Source organism: Actinophytocola oryzae (assembly GCF_004364325.1).
GTDB classification, from domain to species: Bacteria; Actinomycetota; Actinomycetes; order Mycobacteriales; family Pseudonocardiaceae; genus Actinophytocola; species Actinophytocola oryzae.
Genome location: NZ_SOCP01000025.1, coordinates 58,653 through 74,751, shown reverse-complemented (window position 1 = coordinate 74,751; position 16,099 = coordinate 58,653). Strand labels below are relative to the sequence as shown.

The 16,099-nt window shown below is 67.6% G+C and carries 19 protein-coding genes and 3 pseudogenes; 18 read left to right on the top strand and 4 right to left on the bottom strand.

Features of this window, described 5'->3' with window-relative positions; translation table 11 throughout:
• Positions 1-101 precede the first annotated feature (101 nt).
• Complete coding sequence (locus CLV71_RS42615) at positions 102-572, bottom strand: hypothetical protein (RefSeq protein WP_133908658.1); 471 nt, start codon at positions 570-572, stop codon at positions 102-104.
• 240 nt (positions 573-812) lie between these two features.
• Here CLV71_RS42615 and CLV71_RS42610 point away from each other — a divergent pair, with 240 nt between their 5' ends.
• Positions 813-1,604 (top strand): FliA/WhiG family RNA polymerase sigma factor, encoded by a 792-nt coding sequence (locus tag CLV71_RS42610; protein WP_424923959.1) that lies wholly within the window; start codon positions 813-815, stop codon positions 1,602-1,604.
• Positions 1,605-2,361: 757 nt separating this feature from the next.
• Here the strand turns inward: CLV71_RS42610 and CLV71_RS42605 are convergent.
• Entirely contained in the window at positions 2,362-2,886 is a 525-nt protein-coding gene (locus CLV71_RS42605) for a murein hydrolase activator EnvC family protein (RefSeq protein ID WP_133908657.1), read from the bottom strand.
• Between the two features lie 348 nt (positions 2,887-3,234).
• Here CLV71_RS42605 and rpsB point away from each other — a divergent pair, with 348 nt between their 5' ends.
• The 6 genes from rpsB (at position 3,235) to CLV71_RS42575 (ending at position 8,075) form a co-directional block, all read left to right on the top strand.
• Positions 3,235-4,077: a 30S ribosomal protein S2 gene (gene rpsB, locus CLV71_RS42600; RefSeq protein WP_133908656.1), complete on the top strand. Its 843-nt coding sequence runs from the start codon at positions 3,235-3,237 to the stop codon at positions 4,075-4,077.
• 31 nt (positions 4,078-4,108) lie between these two features.
• Positions 4,109-4,924 carry a translation elongation factor Ts gene (tsf, locus tag CLV71_RS42595; RefSeq protein WP_133908655.1) on the top strand — a complete coding sequence of 272 codons (816 nt, stop codon included), beginning with the start codon at positions 4,109-4,111 and terminating at the stop codon, positions 4,922-4,924.
• Between the two features lie 91 nt (positions 4,925-5,015).
• Positions 5,016-5,738: a UMP kinase gene (gene pyrH, locus CLV71_RS42590; protein ID WP_133908654.1), complete on the top strand. Its 723-nt coding sequence runs from the start codon at positions 5,016-5,018 to the stop codon at positions 5,736-5,738.
• A gap of 91 nt (positions 5,739-5,829) precedes the next feature.
• A complete protein-coding gene (gene frr / locus CLV71_RS42585; RefSeq protein WP_133908653.1) occupies positions 5,830-6,387 on the top strand; it encodes a ribosome recycling factor in 558 nt (185 codons plus the stop codon).
• 15 nt (positions 6,388-6,402) lie between these two features.
• On the top strand, positions 6,403-7,299 hold the full coding sequence (locus tag CLV71_RS42580; RefSeq protein ID WP_133908652.1) for a phosphatidate cytidylyltransferase: 897 nt from the start codon (positions 6,403-6,405) through the stop codon (positions 7,297-7,299).
• A gap of 50 nt (positions 7,300-7,349) precedes the next feature.
• The gene (locus CLV71_RS42575) at positions 7,350-8,075 is read left to right on the top strand and encodes a class I SAM-dependent methyltransferase (protein WP_424923958.1); all 726 of its coding nucleotides are present in this window, start codon (positions 7,350-7,352) and stop codon (positions 8,073-8,075) included.
• 42 nt (positions 8,076-8,117) lie between these two features.
• On the opposite strand, the gene CLV71_RS42570 is transcribed toward CLV71_RS42575, so the two are convergent.
• Positions 8,118-8,870, bottom strand: a complete 753-nt coding sequence (locus tag CLV71_RS42570; RefSeq protein ID WP_133908651.1) for a PadR family transcriptional regulator — start codon at positions 8,868-8,870, stop codon at positions 8,118-8,120.
• 140 nt (positions 8,871-9,010) lie between these two features.
• On the opposite strand from CLV71_RS42570, the gene rlmN reads away from it, so the two are divergent.
• From rlmN to CLV71_RS42510, 11 genes and pseudogenes are all read left to right on the top strand, one after another.
• On the top strand, positions 9,011-10,114 hold the full coding sequence (gene rlmN, locus CLV71_RS42565; protein WP_133908650.1) for a dual-specificity RNA methyltransferase RlmN: 1,104 nt from the start codon (positions 9,011-9,013) through the stop codon (positions 10,112-10,114).
• A 71-nt stretch (positions 10,115-10,185) separates the two neighbouring features.
• A complete protein-coding gene (locus tag CLV71_RS42560; protein ID WP_133908649.1) occupies positions 10,186-10,401 on the top strand; it encodes a type II toxin-antitoxin system VapB family antitoxin in 216 nt (71 codons plus the stop codon).
• Complete coding sequence (locus CLV71_RS42555) at positions 10,398-10,820, top strand: PIN domain nuclease (protein WP_133908648.1); 423 nt, start codon at positions 10,398-10,400, stop codon at positions 10,818-10,820. Before CLV71_RS42560 ends, CLV71_RS42555 begins: the two co-directional genes overlap by 4 nt.
• Positions 10,821-10,850: 30 nt before the next feature.
• Positions 10,851-11,402: pseudogene (locus tag CLV71_RS42550) on the top strand (radical SAM protein); the annotation flags it as partial.
• Positions 11,403-11,699: 297 nt separating this feature from the next.
• Complete coding sequence (locus CLV71_RS42540) at positions 11,700-12,164, top strand: hypothetical protein (RefSeq protein ID WP_166664486.1); 465 nt, start codon at positions 11,700-11,702, stop codon at positions 12,162-12,164.
• A gap of 40 nt (positions 12,165-12,204) precedes the next feature.
• Positions 12,205-12,317, top strand: a pseudogene (locus CLV71_RS49860) (dual-specificity RNA methyltransferase RlmN); the annotation flags it as partial.
• Positions 12,318-12,362: 45 nt separating this feature from the next.
• A complete protein-coding gene (locus tag CLV71_RS42530) occupies positions 12,363-12,608 on the top strand; it encodes a CopG family transcriptional regulator (protein WP_133908745.1) in 246 nt (81 codons plus the stop codon).
• On the top strand, positions 12,602-12,946 hold the full coding sequence (locus CLV71_RS42525) for a type II toxin-antitoxin system PemK/MazF family toxin (RefSeq protein WP_133908646.1): 345 nt from the start codon (positions 12,602-12,604) through the stop codon (positions 12,944-12,946). The genes CLV71_RS42530 and CLV71_RS42525 overlap by 7 nt, the downstream gene beginning before the upstream one ends.
• Before the next feature lie 57 nt (positions 12,947-13,003).
• Positions 13,004-13,566 (top strand): annotated as a pseudogene (locus CLV71_RS42520) (radical SAM protein); the annotation flags it as partial.
• Positions 13,567-13,657: 91 nt separating this feature from the next.
• Entirely contained in the window at positions 13,658-14,617 is a 960-nt protein-coding gene (locus tag CLV71_RS42515; protein WP_133908645.1) for a hypothetical protein, read from the top strand.
• 127 nt (positions 14,618-14,744) lie between these two features.
• Complete coding sequence (locus CLV71_RS42510) at positions 14,745-15,203, top strand: hypothetical protein (RefSeq protein WP_133908644.1); 459 nt, start codon at positions 14,745-14,747, stop codon at positions 15,201-15,203.
• Positions 15,204-15,593: 390 nt separating this feature from the next.
• On the opposite strand, the gene CLV71_RS42505 is transcribed toward CLV71_RS42510, so the two are convergent.
• Positions 15,594-16,073: an SUKH-3 domain-containing protein gene (locus tag CLV71_RS42505; protein WP_166664485.1), complete on the bottom strand. Its 480-nt coding sequence runs from the start codon at positions 16,071-16,073 to the stop codon at positions 15,594-15,596.
• Positions 16,074-16,099 lie beyond the last annotated feature (26 nt).

Sequence of the window (16,099 nt, the reverse complement as noted above, 5' to 3'; positions counted from 1 at the left end):
ACCCGGCCCACCACCCCCAGGACGCGCCGAACAACCGAGCCCGTGACGAACAAGACAGACACGACAGACACGACAGACACGAACGTCTCGTCATCGAGGCACTACCAAACGCGAGAGCCGCCGAACGTTACGCGGACGGTGGTCACAGCGACGATACGAACGTGGACGCTGCGTCGTACGACACGGTCCCGCGCAACGGCGCCAACGGTGACCATGAACTCGCCGTGGTCGCGGCGTGGGCTGCCGTCAGTGCAAACGGCTCGTATGGTGGGAGTGGACCAACCAGGCTCGTGACCTCGAACGACGCCCGTGAACACCACGACGAGCACATCACCAACGACACCGACAGACCCCCCACAGGCGAACGCAACGGCAACGGACGCGTCGCCGAAGGACATGCCACCGACGAACAGCCCGCCGAAGGACGGTGGCGGCCCAACGGCGAAAACCGCGGTGGCACGAACGTCGAGCGTCATGGTGGTTTGCACGTCGCGCGCCACGGCGCCGCGAACGGCGAACGTCATGGTGACGCGAACGGTGACCGTCACGGTGGCGGAGACGGCGAGCGTCATGGTGGCGGAAACGGTGACCGCCGCGGTGGCGGAAACGGTGAACGTCGAGGTGATGGGAACGGCGAACGTCGCGGTGGCGGGGTCGTCGGCGATGGTCGGTCCTTCGTGGACGGGGCCCGCGTGCTGGTCGTCGGGACCAACAGACCCGGCGGCGACGCCGGGGTGGCCGGCGACGCGATCGGGTTGGCGGGTAACGGGAGCAGGGTGTCCGTGACGTTCGGGTTCGGTGAGACCGCCGGGGTGCTCCCCGGCGACCAACGAACCTTCGACGACGTCGAAGCCGGCATCGTCGCCCTCTGGCGCCAGTTTGGCGAGCAGCGGGAGCAGCTCCTACGAGACCGCCTGGTGCTGCACTACGCGCCACTGGTCAAGTACGTCGCAGGCAGGGTCGGCACAGGACTACCCGCGCACGTGGAGGTGGCCGACCTGATCCAGTCGGGCATCTTCGGCCTGGTCGACGCCATCGAGAAGTTCGAGCCGGAACGCGGCCTCAAGTTCGAGACCTACGCCATGCAGCGCATCCGAGGCGCCATCCTCGACGACCTCCGCGCCCAGGACTGGGTCCCCCGCTCGGTACGCGGCCGAGCACGAGAGGTGGAGCGAGCACTGGAACGCCTGGGCGCCCAACTCCGCCGCACCCCGACCGACGGCGAACTGGCCGACGAACTGGGCCTCTCGCTGAACGAGCTGCGCGACGTCTACGCACAACTACAGCTGACCAGCGTCGTGGCGCTGGACGAACTGGCCGCCGCGGGCCGAGGCCCCACACCACTGGCCGACATCCTCGAGGACCAGGAAGCCCTCGACCCCGTCGCCCTCCTGGTCGACCAGGACAACCGACGCCAACTCGCCCAGGCGATCGCACACCTCGCCGAACGGGACCGGGTAGTGGTCACGCTGTACTACTTCGAGAACCTCACCCTCGCCGAAATCGGCCGCGTCCTCGGAGTCACCGAGTCCCGAGTCTGCCAACTCCACACCCGCGCCGTGCTACGACTACGCGCGAAGCTGCTGGAGAAGACCGACGCCTGACCTGGCCCGCTTCCCGCGTCGGCGACCTCGCCGCGTGTCCGCGACCTCGCCGTGTCCGCGCACAGGCCGAGCCGCGCGCCGACCGCGACACCAGGCCACCACAACCCACCGCGCACCCCGAACGTCGTCGAGACCAGCGAATTTCCCGCCGAAGAAACCAACCGAGCCGTCCCGGAACACCGGAGGGCGACCTGATCATGGACAAACCAACAGGTCATCGCTCGGCCCCCTGATCGAAGCGCCAGCCGGCTCGTGATGCTGCCGCACTCCCAAACGGCCACAACGAACCGCGAGTGCGGGACCGGATGATCGCCACCATCCGCACCCTGCCAAGGGCATTGCACAGGTCGTAGGCCGGGACTTGGGAGTCGGCGCGTGACGCGCCATCCCCCAGACACCATGACCCGACATCACGATGGCCACCGAGACGACCAGTTACCTCTGCGATCCCGCCTCACCCTGGCAACGTGGCTCGAACGAGAGCACCAAACGTGGCTCGAACGAGAGCAGCAAACGCGACTCGAACGAGAGCGGCAACGCGGATCGAGTGCGCCAACGGTCTGCCCGCCAATACTTCCCCAAAAGGCACCAATCCCTCCGTCCACGACGCCGATCACCTCGCCGACGCCCCCGTCTCCCCGAACACGCGACCACGTCACACGCTCGGCCGGCTCACCCCGGCCGAGAGCCGGCCCACCCCGGCCGAGCCCGCGACCGGATGCTCTCCCAACAGCCGTCAGTCGCGACCACCGATCCTTCAGCGCACAGGACCTCCCCACGGCTTGAGGCGTAGGCGGCCGGTCGAGAGCAGCCCCAACGGGTCCAGGTACTCCACGCCCCGGCGCGCACCCCAGTGCAGACACGCCTCGGGTAAGCAGTGACCGGCGGCAAGCCGACCCACGACCGTCCCACGAGTCACCCGCTGACCCGAGGCCACGAGCACCGTGAGCGGCTCGTAGGTAGTGCGAACCCCGCCCGCATGGCTGACCGACACCACGCCCCGCCCGGCGATCGGCCCGGCGAACAGGACGACACCGTCACCGGCAGCCAGAACCTCCCCGTCGACCGGACCGCCCAGGTCGACACCTCGGTGACCTGGCCCGTACGGGTTCGCGGGCGGCCGGAACGGACGCACCACCGGGTGCGGCGACGCGAGCGGCCAGCCGAACACCGCAGCCCTCGTGGACACGAGGTCGGGCGGCGGTCGTCCGGGAGCCGGCGACACGCCTGACCAGGTCAGTGTGAGCAGCAAGAGGTGGAGTAGCGGGTGGTGAAGGTTCATGGGACCACGATGCCGGTAGGGGGCGACGCGGGTGGGAGAAGAGAGCCGGGCTGTGGACAACCGGGTGGGTTGTGGACAACTGGCCGCCCGGGTTCACCGCAGGTTGGGGGGACCGCGTAGACTGCCAACGCGGCTCGTGGCAACGCGGGTCGACTTCGCGTGCCAGTGCGCTCGCTATCGCGGCAGCGGCATCCGGCGGTCCCGAGACAACGCTCGAACACAGTCAAGGGTCCGGCTGCCCGCACCGGCACCAGGGCGGGGAGACACCCACGTCACCTCGCGGCAACCGACACCGTGCCGGACCGACATCCCGGTACGCAAGACATAGAAGAAGGTGCGAACCAGGCCATGGCCGTCGTCACCATGAAGCAGCTGCTCGACTCCGGCGTGCACTTCGGGCATCAGACCCGCCGCTGGAACCCGAAGATGAAGCGCTACATCTTCACCGAGCGCAACGGCATCTACATCATCGACCTGCAGCAGACGCTGTCCTACATCGACCGCGCGTACGAGTTCATCAAGGAGACCGTCGCGCACGGTGGGACCATCCTGTTCGTCGGCACGAAGAAGCAGGCGCAGGAAGCCATCGCGAACGAGGCGCTCCGCGTGGGCATGCCCTTCGTGAACCAGCGCTGGCTCGGCGGCATGCTGACCAACTTCCAGACCGTGCACAAGCGTCTCCAGCGCCTCAAGGAGCTGGAGACGATGGAGCAGACCGGTGGCTTCCAGGGTCGCACCAAGAAAGAGATCCTGATGCTGACCCGTGAGAAGGACAAGCTGGAGCGGACCCTCGGCGGTATCCGCGACATGGCCAAGGTGCCCAGCGCGGTGTGGATCGTCGACACCAAGAAGGAGCACATCGCGGTCGGTGAGGCGCGCAAGCTCCACATCCCGGTCGTCGCGATCCTCGACACCAACTGCGACCCCGACGAGGTCGACTACCCGATCCCGGGCAACGACGACGCGATCCGCTCCGCCGCGCTGCTGACCAAGGTCGTCGCCGAGGCCGCGGCCGCCGGCCTGATGGCCCGCTCCGGCGTGCGCAACGGTGTCGCGGACGGCGACGAGAAGCCGCAGCCCGGCGCGGCCGAGCCGCTGCCGGAGTGGGAGCAGGAGCTCCTCGTCGGCCAGAACGCCGCCCCGGCCGGCGGCGACGCGGCGGCTACGGACACCCCGGCAGCCTCCGAGTAAGCGAACCGAAAGAAGGATGGACTAAGCCACAATGGCGAACTACACCACGGCCGACCTGAAGCGGCTCCGTGAGCTCACCGGCGCGGGCATGATGGCCTGTAAGAAGGCCCTCGACGAGGCCGACGGCGACTTCGACAAGGCAGTCGAGCTGCTTCGCATCAAGGGCGCCAAGGACGTCGGCAAGCGTGCGGAGCGCACGACCGCCAACGGCCTGGTCGCGGCCGACGGCGGCGTCATGATCGAGCTGAACTGCGAGACGGACTTCGTCGCGAAGAACGCCGACTTCACCGCCCTCGCGAACAAGATCGTGACCGCCGCCAAGGCCACGAAGCCTGCCGACGTGGACAGCCTGCTCAAGGCCGACGTGGACGGCCAGACGGTCACCGACGCCCTGCAGGACCTCTCCGCCAAGATCGGCGAGAAGCTCGAGCTGCGCCGGGTGGCCGTGTTCGACGGCACCGTCACGACCTACCTGCACCGCCGCGACCCCGACCTGCCGCCGACCGTCGGCGTCGTGGTCGAGTACACCGGTGACGACGCGGAGGCCGCTCGTGGCGCCGCCATGCAGGTCGCCGCGATGAAGCCGCGGTACGTCACCCGTGACGAGGTCCCCGAGGACGTCGTGGCCAACGAGCGCCGCATCGCCGAGGAGACCGCCCGCGAGGAGGGCAAGCCGGAGGCGGCACTGCCCAAGATCACCGAGGGTCGGGTCAACGGGTTCTACAAGGACGTCGTGCTCACCGAGCAGGCGTCCGTGCAGGACTCGAAGAAGACCGTGAAGGCGCTTCTCGACGCGGCCGGTGTGACGGTCACCCGGTTCGCCCGCTTCGAGATCGGCCAGTCCTGATCTCCGAGCCTGGACCCCAGGCGGTGCCCCGCCCTCGATGAACACCGAGGGCGGGGCATTCGCCTGTAGAAAGACCACCGAGGGGAGACCCATGGATCTACGCAGGCACGGTTTCCGCAGAGTGCTGCTCAAGCTCGGCGGAGAGATGTTCGGCGGCGGCGAGGTCGGCGTCGACCCCGACGTGGTCGCCACGGTCGCCCGGCAGATCGCCGAGGTCGTCCGCGACGGGGTCCAGGTGTCGATCGTGATCGGCGGCGGCAACTTCTTCCGGGGTGCCGAGCTGTCGCAGCGTGGCATGGACCGCGACCGCGCCGACTACATGGCGATGCTGGGCACCGTCATGAACTGCCTGGCGTTGCAGGACTTCCTGGAGAAGCTGGGCATCGACACCCGGGTGCAGACGGCGATCACCATGGGCCAGATCGCCGAGCCCTACATCCCGCGCCGCGCCGAGCGGCACCTGGAGAAGGGCCGCGCGGTGATCTTCGCGGGTGGCGTCGGCATGCCGTACTTCTCCACCGACACCGCGGCCGCCCAGCGCGCGCTGGAGATCGGCTGCGAGGTCGTGCTCATGGCCAAGTCGGTCGACGGCGTCTACACCGCTGACCCGAAGACCGACCCGGACGCCAAGATGTACGAGCACATCACTCACCGCGAGGTACTCGAACAGGGGCTCGCGGTCGCGGACGCCACAGCGTTCAGCCTGTGCATGGACAACAACATGCCGATCATCGTGTTCAATCTGCTCACCGAGGGGAACATCGCCCGCGCGGTGCGTGGTGAGAGGATCGGCACCGTCGTCAGCACTCCCTGACGAGCACGGAGCCGAGGAGGCGCCTCGCGGATGGGCGAGGCGACCCGCGCGACACGTGGGGGACGGGGATGATGAGAAACAGGAGCAGGCTTTGATCGACGAGACTCTGTTCGACGCCGAGGAGAAGATGGAGAGTGCGGTCACGCACGCCAAGGCGGAACTCGCCTCCGTGCGCACCGGCCGCGCCAGCTCCGGGATGTTCTCCCGGATCGTCGTCGACTACTACGGCGCCCCGACCCCGCTGAACCAGCTCGCCGGCGTCAACGTGCCCGAAGCACGCATGGCGGTCATCAAGCCCTACGACGCCAGCCAGCTCGGCGCCATCGAGAAGGCGATCCGTGACTCGGACCTCGGCGTCAACCCGACCAACGACGGCGCGCTCATCCGCGTGATCATCCCCCAGCTGACCGAGGAGCGTCGCAGGGAGATGGCGAAGGTCGCCAAGTCCAAGGGCGAGGACGCGAAGGTCGCCATCCGCAACGTCCGACGCAAGGCGAACGAGGAGCTGCACCGCATCGCCAAGGACGGCGAGGCAGGTGAGGACGAGGTGGCGCGGGCCGAGAAGGAGCTGCAGAACCTGACCGACAAGTACGTCGCCCAGGTCGAGGAGCTCGTCAAGCACAAGGAAGCAGAGCTCCTCGAGGTCTGAGCTCGGCCCAAGGACATGATCAGCGCACCAACCGGGCCAGAACCCGTCGAGGAGAACCTTGTGACGACCGGCGACGCGGCCGCGCCGCCGACCCCGCAGAAGAAGCAGGGGGGGCGCAACCTGCCGGCCGCGATCGCCGTCGGCGTCCTGCTCGGCGCAGCGGTGCTCGTCTCGCTGCTGACCGTGCGACAGATCTTCGTGGGGATCGTCGCGCTCGCGGTCGCGATGGGCACCTACGAGCTGGCAGGCGCGCTCAGGCGCGGCGGCGACATCCGGGTCACGCTGTGGCCGGTGCTCATCGGCGGTCAGGCCATGGTCTGGCTGTCGTGGCCCTTCGGCCGCAACGGCCTGCTCGCCGCGTTCGTGGTCACGATCCTGGTCTGCCTGGTCTGGCGGCTGCGCGGGGGAGCGGACGGCTACGTCCGCGACGTCGGCGCCTCGATCCTGTCCGCCGCGTACGTGCCGCTGTTCGCGTCGTTCGCCGCGATGCTCGTGGTCGCCGAGGACGGCGTGGCGAGGGTGGTGTGCTTCATCATCGTGGTGGTCTGCAACGACGTCGGCGGCTACACGACCGGCGCGAAACTCGGCCGCCACCCGATGGCGCCGAACATCAGCCCCAAGAAGTCCTGGGAGGGCTTTGTCGGCTCGATGGTCCTGGGGATCGCCGCCGGGACGCTCGCGGTGGTCTTCCTGCTCGACGGCCAGTGGTGGCAGGGCGCGTTGTTCGGCGCGGCGCTGGTGTGCACGGCGACCGTCGGTGACCTGGTGGAGTCGCTGATCAAGCGGGACCTGGGAATCAAGGACATGGGCAACCTGCTGCCCGGCCACGGCGGGCTGATGGATCGGCTCGACTCGCTGCTTCCCTCGGCGGTCGCGGCGTGGTTGCTGTTGCGTCTGTTCGTGCCGAGCTAGATGGTGGTTTGCTTGACGGCGTGGGATTGGTGTCGCGCGCTCGGGAACGGATAGCCGCCGTGCGTCGTGGCATCGAGGCGTTGCCGAGCCCGAACATCTGGCAGTGGCCCGAACTCTACGAGCTGGAGAACCAGGCCCAGGACGTCGGCGGCGACGTCTGGCGCATGCTGTCGTCGGTGGCCGACTGGGCGGCCCGGGACGTGGTCGACATCGGCTGCGGCGCGGGGTTCCACCTGCCGAGGTTCGCCGCGACCGCCAGGCACGTCACGGGTGTGGAGCCGCACGCCCCGTTGGTCAAGCTCGCACAGAACCGGGTAGCCGGCATGCCGACCGTGGAGGCAGTGCTGGGTTCGGCGCAGCACCTACCGCTGCCCGACGCGAGTGTGGACGTGGCACACGCCAGGACCGCGTACTTCTTCGGCCCAGGCTGCGAACCAGGACTTGCCGAGGCCGACCGTGTGCTCCGCCCGGGAGGGGTCCTGGCGATCGTGGACCTGGACGTGCGGCACCGCCCGTACGGCGACTGGATGCGCGGCGACCTACCGAAGTACGACGCGGACGAGGTCGACCGGTTTTTCACCCGAATGGGTTTTTCTCGCCAGAACGTCGAGACGCGCTGGCGCTTCACGGACCGCAGGAGCCTGGAGTCGGTGCTGCGCATCGAGTTCTCCGCCCGAGTGGCCGACCGCGCGGTCAGAGAGGTCCCCGGCCTGGAGTTCCCGGTCGGCTACCGCGTGCTGACCAGGCGAAAGCCGATGGGCCTGATCGTGCGGTGAACGACGGCCGCCCTGCGAGGAGCAGGACGGCCGTCGCGGTCGTTATTCGTTGTTGTCCTCGGGATCCTCGTCGTCCGAGTCGTCCTCGGCAGGCGGGGCCTCGCCGAGGATCGCGTACAGCTCACGCCGGGCCTCGTTGAGGACCTCGACAGCCCGCCGCTTCTGGTCGTCGGTAGCGGCGTGGGCGACCTGGACGGTCGCCCCCATGAGCCCGCCGATGGCGTCACGGAGGTTGACGTCACGCGGGTCGGCGTCGCGGGCGATCTCCTCCCACGGCGGGGTCCCGATCTTCGCGGCGGCCTCACGACCCTCGTCGGTGAGGGCGTAGAGACGGCGCGAGCCGCTGCCCTCGTCGTTGATCAGACCCTCGTCGGCGAGGAGCTGGAGCGTCGGGTAGACGGAGCCGGGGCTGGGTCGCCACAGGTCGCCGCTGCGCTCCTTGATCTCCTGGATCATCTCGTAGCCGTGCATGGGCCGTTCCGTGAGCAGCGCGAGGATCGCCGCGCGGACGTCGCCGCGCCGGGACCGCCTGCCACGCCCGCCGAACCGCTCGCCACGGCCACGACCGCGGCCGTGCCCCCGGCCCGGACCGCCGGGGAACCCCCCGAACGGCCCGGGACCTCCCGGCCCCCCGGGTCCCCCTGGCCCCGGCCACGGGCCGGGTGGGAATGGCGGGAACGGCACACCGCCACGGGCTTCTGGTGAGTGCAGGTGCTCGCGCAGGGCGTGCACACGCGGGTCGCCGAACGAAGCGTGACCCTCGAATGGACTTCCGTGTCCGAATGATGGACGCATGATGGGTTCCTCCCCTGGTGAAGTATCGCGGGGTATCGCGATAGCTTCACGATATATCGGAAACTATCGAGATGCAACGTACGAGCGCATATTGGCCTCTGACCAGCACAGTCGGCAGCTCGTGGGACACTGGACGAGTTATGACTGCACTGCCTCTGGTCTTCGACGCGCCCAAGCGCGGCCTCCCACCCCGTCACCTGGCCGACCTGTCGGTAGAGGAGCGGCGCACAGCCGTGACCGAGCTGGGCGAGAAGCCGTTCCGCGCGAACCAGCTCTCGAACCACTACTTCGGCCGCCTGACGGCAGACGCGTCGGCGATGACCGACATCCCGGCCGCGGCCCGTGCTCGCCTGGGAGACGCCCTGCTGCCCCCGTTGCTCTCCGTGGTCCGCCACGTGAGCTGCGACGACAACACCACCCGCAAGACGCTGTGGCGTGCCCACGACGGCACACTGCTGGAGAGCGTCCTGATGCGCTACCCGGACCGCGTGACGCTGTGCGTGTCGTCGCAGGCAGGCTGCGGCATGGCGTGCCCGTTCTGCGCGACCGGCCAGGGTGGCCTGGAGCGCAACCTGTCGACCGCGGAGATCGTGGACCAGGTCCGGGCAGCGGCGGCCGCGATGCGCGACGGCGACCTGGGCGAGCCGGGCCGGCTGTCGAACATCGTGTTCATGGGCATGGGCGAACCTCTTGCGTCGCTTCGGAGAGTAGTCGCGGCGGTACGGAGGATCACCGATCCGGCACCGGCTGGTTTTGGGATTTCGCAGCGGAACGTGACGGTGTCGACGGTCGGTCTGGCGCCGGCGATCCGGAAGTTGGCCGATGAGCGGATGCAGGTCCGGTTGGCGGTGTCGTTGCACACGCCGGATGACGAGTCGCGTGACACCCTGGTGCCGGTGAACAACCGCTGGCCGGTCGATGAGGTCCTGTCGGCGGCCCGCTACTACGCCGATGTGACCGGTCGTCGTGTCTCGATCGAGTATGCCCTGATCAGAGATGTGAACGATCAGCCTTGGCGGGCGGATCTGCTGGCTCGACGGCTGCGTCAGCATCTCGGTCAGCTGGTGCATGTGAACGTGATCCCGTTGAATCCGACGCCTGGTTCGGAGTGGGATGCGTCGCCGAAGGCGGTGGAGCGCGAGTTCGTGCGTCGGGTGAATGCTGGGGGAGTGGCGTGTACGGTGCGTGACACTCGTGGTCAGGAGATCGCTGCGGCGTGCGGTCAACTTGCTGCCGAAGGCTGAGCCGCGAGGTCGTCATTGGATAGAGCGCCTGATATCATTGATGCAGATCTTGATATCATGGAGGTGGGCCGATGGCTCGGACTGTGATCGACCTCGACGACGACTTGGTGGCCGATGTGTCCAAGGCGTTGGGGACCAGTACGAAGAAGGAGACGGTCAACGCGGCTCTCCGCGAGGTTCTGGAGAATCGCCGTAGGGCCTTGGCTTTGGCTCGGTTGCGGGCTTCCGCTGCCGAGGGCGCTTTCGATTTGGACGTGTTCGAGGACAAGCGAGATTATCGTCGGTGAACGCGGCTGAGTTTCTGATCGACACCAGTGCGTTGGCCCGGCTGATGCGACCGGACGCCGAGTCGTTCGGCTGGGACCGGGCAGCTGCGGCAGGGCTCATCGCGGTGTGCCCCATCACCGAGCTGGAGTTCTTCTACAGCGCAAGATCAGTCGCTGACCGTGAGCGGGGGGTCGACGATATGCGGGCACTGTTTGGCTGGGCGCCCGTCGCCGACCGCGCTTACGATCGCGCCTGGGTGGTCCAGGGCGAGCTCACCGCAAAGGGCCAGCATCGAAGCGCAGGGCCAGTCGACCTTGTTGTCGCCGCCACTGCCGAGTTGCAGGGACTGACGCTTCTGCACCGGGACCACGACTTCGAGCGCATCGCGGCAGTGACTGGTCAGGCATTACAGTGGTACGGCCCTGCGGCTGGCGACTGACCACGTGATCGTTGTAAGTGTGTTGTCAGGGGTGAACCCTTAGCCTCAATTCGGAGAGTAGTCGCGGCGATACGGAGAATCACTGATCCTGCTCCTAGTGGTTTTGGGATTTCGCGACGGCAGTGACGGTGTCGACGGTGGGTTTGGCGCCAGCGATCCGGAAGCTGGCCGACGAGCGGATGCAGGTCCGGTTGGCGGTGTCGCTGCACACGCCGGATGGCGAGTGGCGTGACACCCTGGTGCCGGTGAACAACCGCTGGCCGGTGGAAGAGGTCCTGGAAGCGGCGCGGTACTACGCGGACGTGTCGGGCCGCCCGTGTTTCGATCGGGTATGCCCTGATCAGGGATGTGAATGATCAGCTGTGGCGTGCGGATTTGTTGGCGAAGCGGTTGCGTCAGCATCTGGGGCAGTTGGTGCATGTGAATGTGATTCGCCAGGGTTCGGAGTGGGATGCGTCGCCGAAGCCGGCGGAGCGGGAGTTCGTGCGTCGGGTGAATGCTGGGGGAGTGGCGTGTACGGTGCGTGACACTCGTGGTCAGGAGATCGCTGCCGCGTGTGGGCAGCTCGCCGCCGAGGGGTAGCTGGCCGCGTTCTCATGTTGCCATGGGCGTGGCATCCGGCTGAGCACACCGCCCGACTCGCGGCAGAAGGTTCGTTCCCAGATGAATCACGAGGTTGGGCTCTCTGTGATCATCGTGATCACGTCGGAGGTGGGACGCATATCTCCGAATGTCCGATAGATGGTGTGCAGCGTGGCGTCGGGGTCTCGTCGCGTCGTGCCGCGTTGGCGTCCGCGATCATGATTACACGCAGCCCCAGGGTGCTCGCGTCACGGGCTCTGGTTGGACAGCCCGTACGTGGACGCTAAGTCTCATCTGGTGGCGGCCATCGCGCGGGCCAACCGGTGCAGAACCGTCTTCTACTCGAAGCTGGGGTTGCTCGCCGTCGTGGGAGAGGAGATGGACCTGGAGATCACCGAACTGCTGAGCACCTCCCTGCTGGTGCAGGCCACCCGCACGATGGTCGCCGAGGGCAGCCAGGTCACCCGCGCCGGAACGTCGCGGACCCGGTCGTTCCGGCAGTCCTACCTCGTCGCCTACGCCACACGAATCGGTGAGCGTCTCGACGACGCCGGTACCCGTGCACACGCCCCGGCCGAGGACGCCCGGCTGCTACCGGTGCTGGCCAAGCGGTCCCGCGTGGTCGAGGAGACCTTCGCGGCGATGTTCAGCCACACCGTGCAACGCTCGGTGTCCGTCACCAACGGAGCCGGCTGGCAGGCCGGCCGTGCCGCTGCAGACCGTGCCGACCTGACCGTCGAGCGCGACGCGATCAACGCGTGAACCATCGCGGCGCGATCACTGGGTGGATATCTGCCGCCATCCGGCGGAGCGGGAATTCGTGCGGCAGGTGAACGCCGAGGGCGTGCCCGCACGGTCCGCGACACCCGTGGCCAGGAGATCGCCGCCGCCTGTGGGCAGCCCGCCGCCGAAGGCAGAGGGAGAGTCGCCACAGCTGTTATACCGAGTTATACTCAGTTCATGAAGACTGCGATTTCGGTGCCTGACGGGACTTTCGCCCAGGTTGAGCAGTGTGCTGGGGAGCTTGGCGTCAGCCGGTCGGAGTTCTACACCCGTGCGGCACAGTACTACCTTGATCATCTGCGGGCTGAGTCGTTGACCAGCGATATTGATGCGGCGCTTGCGATGATCGGTGAGGATGACTCCGCCGAGGCCGCGGTCGCTGCGGGGCGTCACCGGTTGGCGCAGACGGACGACGAGTGGTGATCGAACGGGGAAGTGTGCATTGGGTAGATCTTGGCGAGGCGGTCGGTTCCCGGCCGGCCAAGCGTCGCCCGGTGCTGGTGATCCAGTCGGATCCCTATAACCAAAGCCGGCTTGCGACGGTGCTGGTCGCGGTTCTCACGTCCAACACGCGGCTGGGTGCCGCACCGGGGAATGTGTTCGTGCCTGCGGGCGCGGCAGGGCTTCCGCGTGATTCGGTGGTGAATGTGACGGCGTTGGTCACGCTGGACAAGGATGAGCTGACCGGCGCGGTTGGGCAGGTGTCCGCGGCGTTGATGCGTGCGGTGGACTCGGGGCTGCGGCAGGTTCTCGGGCTCTGAACCTAGAATGACCAGGGCAAATGTCCCGTCAGAGATCGTTGTAAGTGCGTTGTCGGGGGTGAACCGCTGGCGAACTACAAGCGCGTGGTCGCCGCGGTGCGGCGGATCACGGAGCCGGCACCCTCCGGCCTGGGCATCTCACAGCGTTCGGTGACGGTCTCGACGGTCGGCCTGGCGCCGGCGATCCGCAAGCTGGCGGACGAGAAGATGCAGGTCCGCCTGGCCGTATCCCTGCACACCCCGGACGACGAACTACGCGACACCCTCGTCCCGGTGAACAACCGCTGGTCGGTCGACGAGGTGCTGGAGGCGGCGCGGTACTACGCGGACACGTCCGGCCGTCGCGTGTCGATCGAGTACGCCCTGATCCGCGACGTGAACGACCAGCCGTGGCGGGCCGACCTCCTGGCGAAGCGGTTGCGCAAGCACCTGGCGCAGCTGGCCACGTGAACGTGATCCCGCTGAACCCGACGCCGGGCTCGAAGTGGGACGCGTCCCCGAAGCCGGTGGAGCGCGAGTTCGTCCGCCGCGTCAACGAGGGCGGCGTCGCCTGCACGGTCCGCGACACGCGAGGTCAGGAGATTGCCGCCGCGTGCGGTCAGCTCGCCGCGGAGGGATAGCGCGTCACGCATCGCTCACCTTTACCTGGAACATTCCGAAATGTTCGCGCCCACGTGCGTAATTCGGTCCGCGTAGGGGAGAAAATGGGGCGTGAGCAAACCGGCAGTCCTACCTCGGGTCATCGCCGTCGTGGCGTTGATGGCGCTGTCCGCGTGCACGTCGCGCTACGGGGGCATGCCGACGGCCGGTGAAACTCTGCCGGAGCCGAAGGAACTGACGGCCACGTCGGTGTTCGAGGACCTCACCACGGTCGCGCCGTGCTCGCTGACCGACCCGTCGGCGTTCGACACCGTCGGCAGTGCCAGGTACGGCGAACCCGAGCTGACACTCGACTATTGCACGATCCTGGTGGAGACAGCGGACGACCGCTCGGTGACCGTCAATGTTGGTCTGCTGGAAGAACTGGCGACCCTCCCGGAGATGGACCACCAGCGAGACGTGGAGCGCGGACTGTGGGTGGGTCAGCGCCCCGATGGGTCGACGTGCGCGCAGTTACTGGTGTTCCCGGACGGCATCACCGTGGAGGTGTACGCCTACGAGTCCCCGAACGACGCCGACACCTGCGAAATCGCCGAAGCCGCCATGAACCACGTCATCCAGGTGGTGCTCGACGGGCACGTCACGCACCGCGAACCCGCGCTCAACTCGTTCGTGACACTCGATCCCTGCGGGCTGATCACCGACGAGGACGTCGCAGCGGTCCCCGGCCTCACGGGAATGCGCAAGCCGTACGACTACCCGGGCAAACACAAGTGCCGCTGGGCAAGGGAAGGCGCCGGCGTGGTGGTCGCCTTCGGCGCAGGCCGGCCTCCCGCCACGTCGCAACCCGTAGCCGGCCGCCCGACGGCGACGAATCCGGTCGACCTGCCGGAACGGTCCTACTGCACGGTGGAGACCGGGCACATCCCGTTCACGGAGGTGCCGGGCGTGGCCGACCAGGTCGAACTGGCGAGCGTGTACGTCCACATGCCGCCAGGACAGGCGACCGCGGCCTGCACGGCAGCACGCGCCCTGGCCGAGGCGCTGTGGCCACAGCTTCCGGCCGCATGAGGTCTGGGACTGCGCCGTGGTCGCCTCCGGACAAGATCTCGACCAACAGCGGTGTGTGCCGGCCGGTCGCCGTCCCGTAGTGATGGAACGGGTGAGGCCGTTGCGTCTGGTGGACGTGGATGGGCCGTTGAACCCTTTCGCGGCACGCACCCCGCCGCCCGGGTTCGTCGAGCACCGGTGGCGCCTGTCACGGTGGCGGCGGAACGCGGTGCGGCGGGCATGGCTCAACCCCGCGCACGGCGCCGCGTTGCTGGGCCTGGCCGAGCGAACCGGCGCGGAGTTGGCGTGGGCCACCTCGTGGGGGCAGGACGCCAATGCGACCGTCGGTGCTGCGTTAGGACTACCGGCGCTGCCCGTGGTTGACGTACGTGCCTACGACGGCCACCCGGACTGGAAGTACGGCGCGGTCGGCCGCTTCGCGCGTGATCGCCCGCTGGCGTGGCTTGACGACGACTTCGACCTGTTTCGGAACGCCCGCAAGGCTTTTCTGGCCCGCCGAAGTGTCGTCACCGCTCTGATCCCGGTCGACCCATCCACCGGGATCACCGCCGAGTATCTCACCGCCGCGGAAACAGCGCTGTCCTGAACCGGAAGCACCGACCGTCTCCTGGAGTACACCCGACAAGAGGAAGCCAACGTGCATTGGACGCGCCCAGCTCAGGGGCCAACGAATATCACGTCACTGTCCCTTTCCTATCGCGGACTGGGACTATTGAGCTTTCCGTTGTCGGGGCGCTGAGGTGCCCAGGTGTCTTTTCATGAACCAACTGTTGGCGTCCGCCGCCGAGTCGATTCACCCGTGGAGCCCGGTCACGTCTGTCCGCGCGTGCTCGCCAGGCATGTCGCCGCCGTCGAGTTGCGCGGTTGCTGTGGCGCCGGTCGGCGGCAGGGGCGCTTGTCAGCCTGACCTCATATCAACCAACTCTTCGCAGACTCCGCTGAGGCGAATGTTCCCGTATCGACAGACGCGGTGTGGTTATCGGGGTGGTTGGGGGAGGGGCCACGGGTCGGAGTTGGGGTTCAGTACTCGGAGGCAGATCAGTGGTCGATGTGCTGCCAGAGCGAACTCGATGGCATCTTCGACCGACGCGCCGAGCTCCCAGATCCAGTCCATGCCGGTGGCCACGGTCCATCCGTTCGTGTCGACGAACACACTTGCGCTGGTGATCCATTCACCAAGTGGATACCAGGATCCGCCAAGTTCCCTCTGGAGTTCTTCCGCGAGCGCATAGTGCCCCGAACCGGCGAGGATGGGATCAAAGATCAGCGGCTCGTAGTTGCCGAAGTTCGGCCCTTCCGAGTTGGTCGGGTTGAGCTCGAGTCCACCGTAGGAGACCAGAGCCGCTGTCGCCACCGCTGATTCACGGTATCCCTCATCGCTCAACGCCGCCGTCCACTGTGACACGTCGTATCGACGTTCAGGTGACCAACCGGCGGCCTTGAGTTCGGCCCGCACGGGTTCAGAGAACGAATAAGAATTTA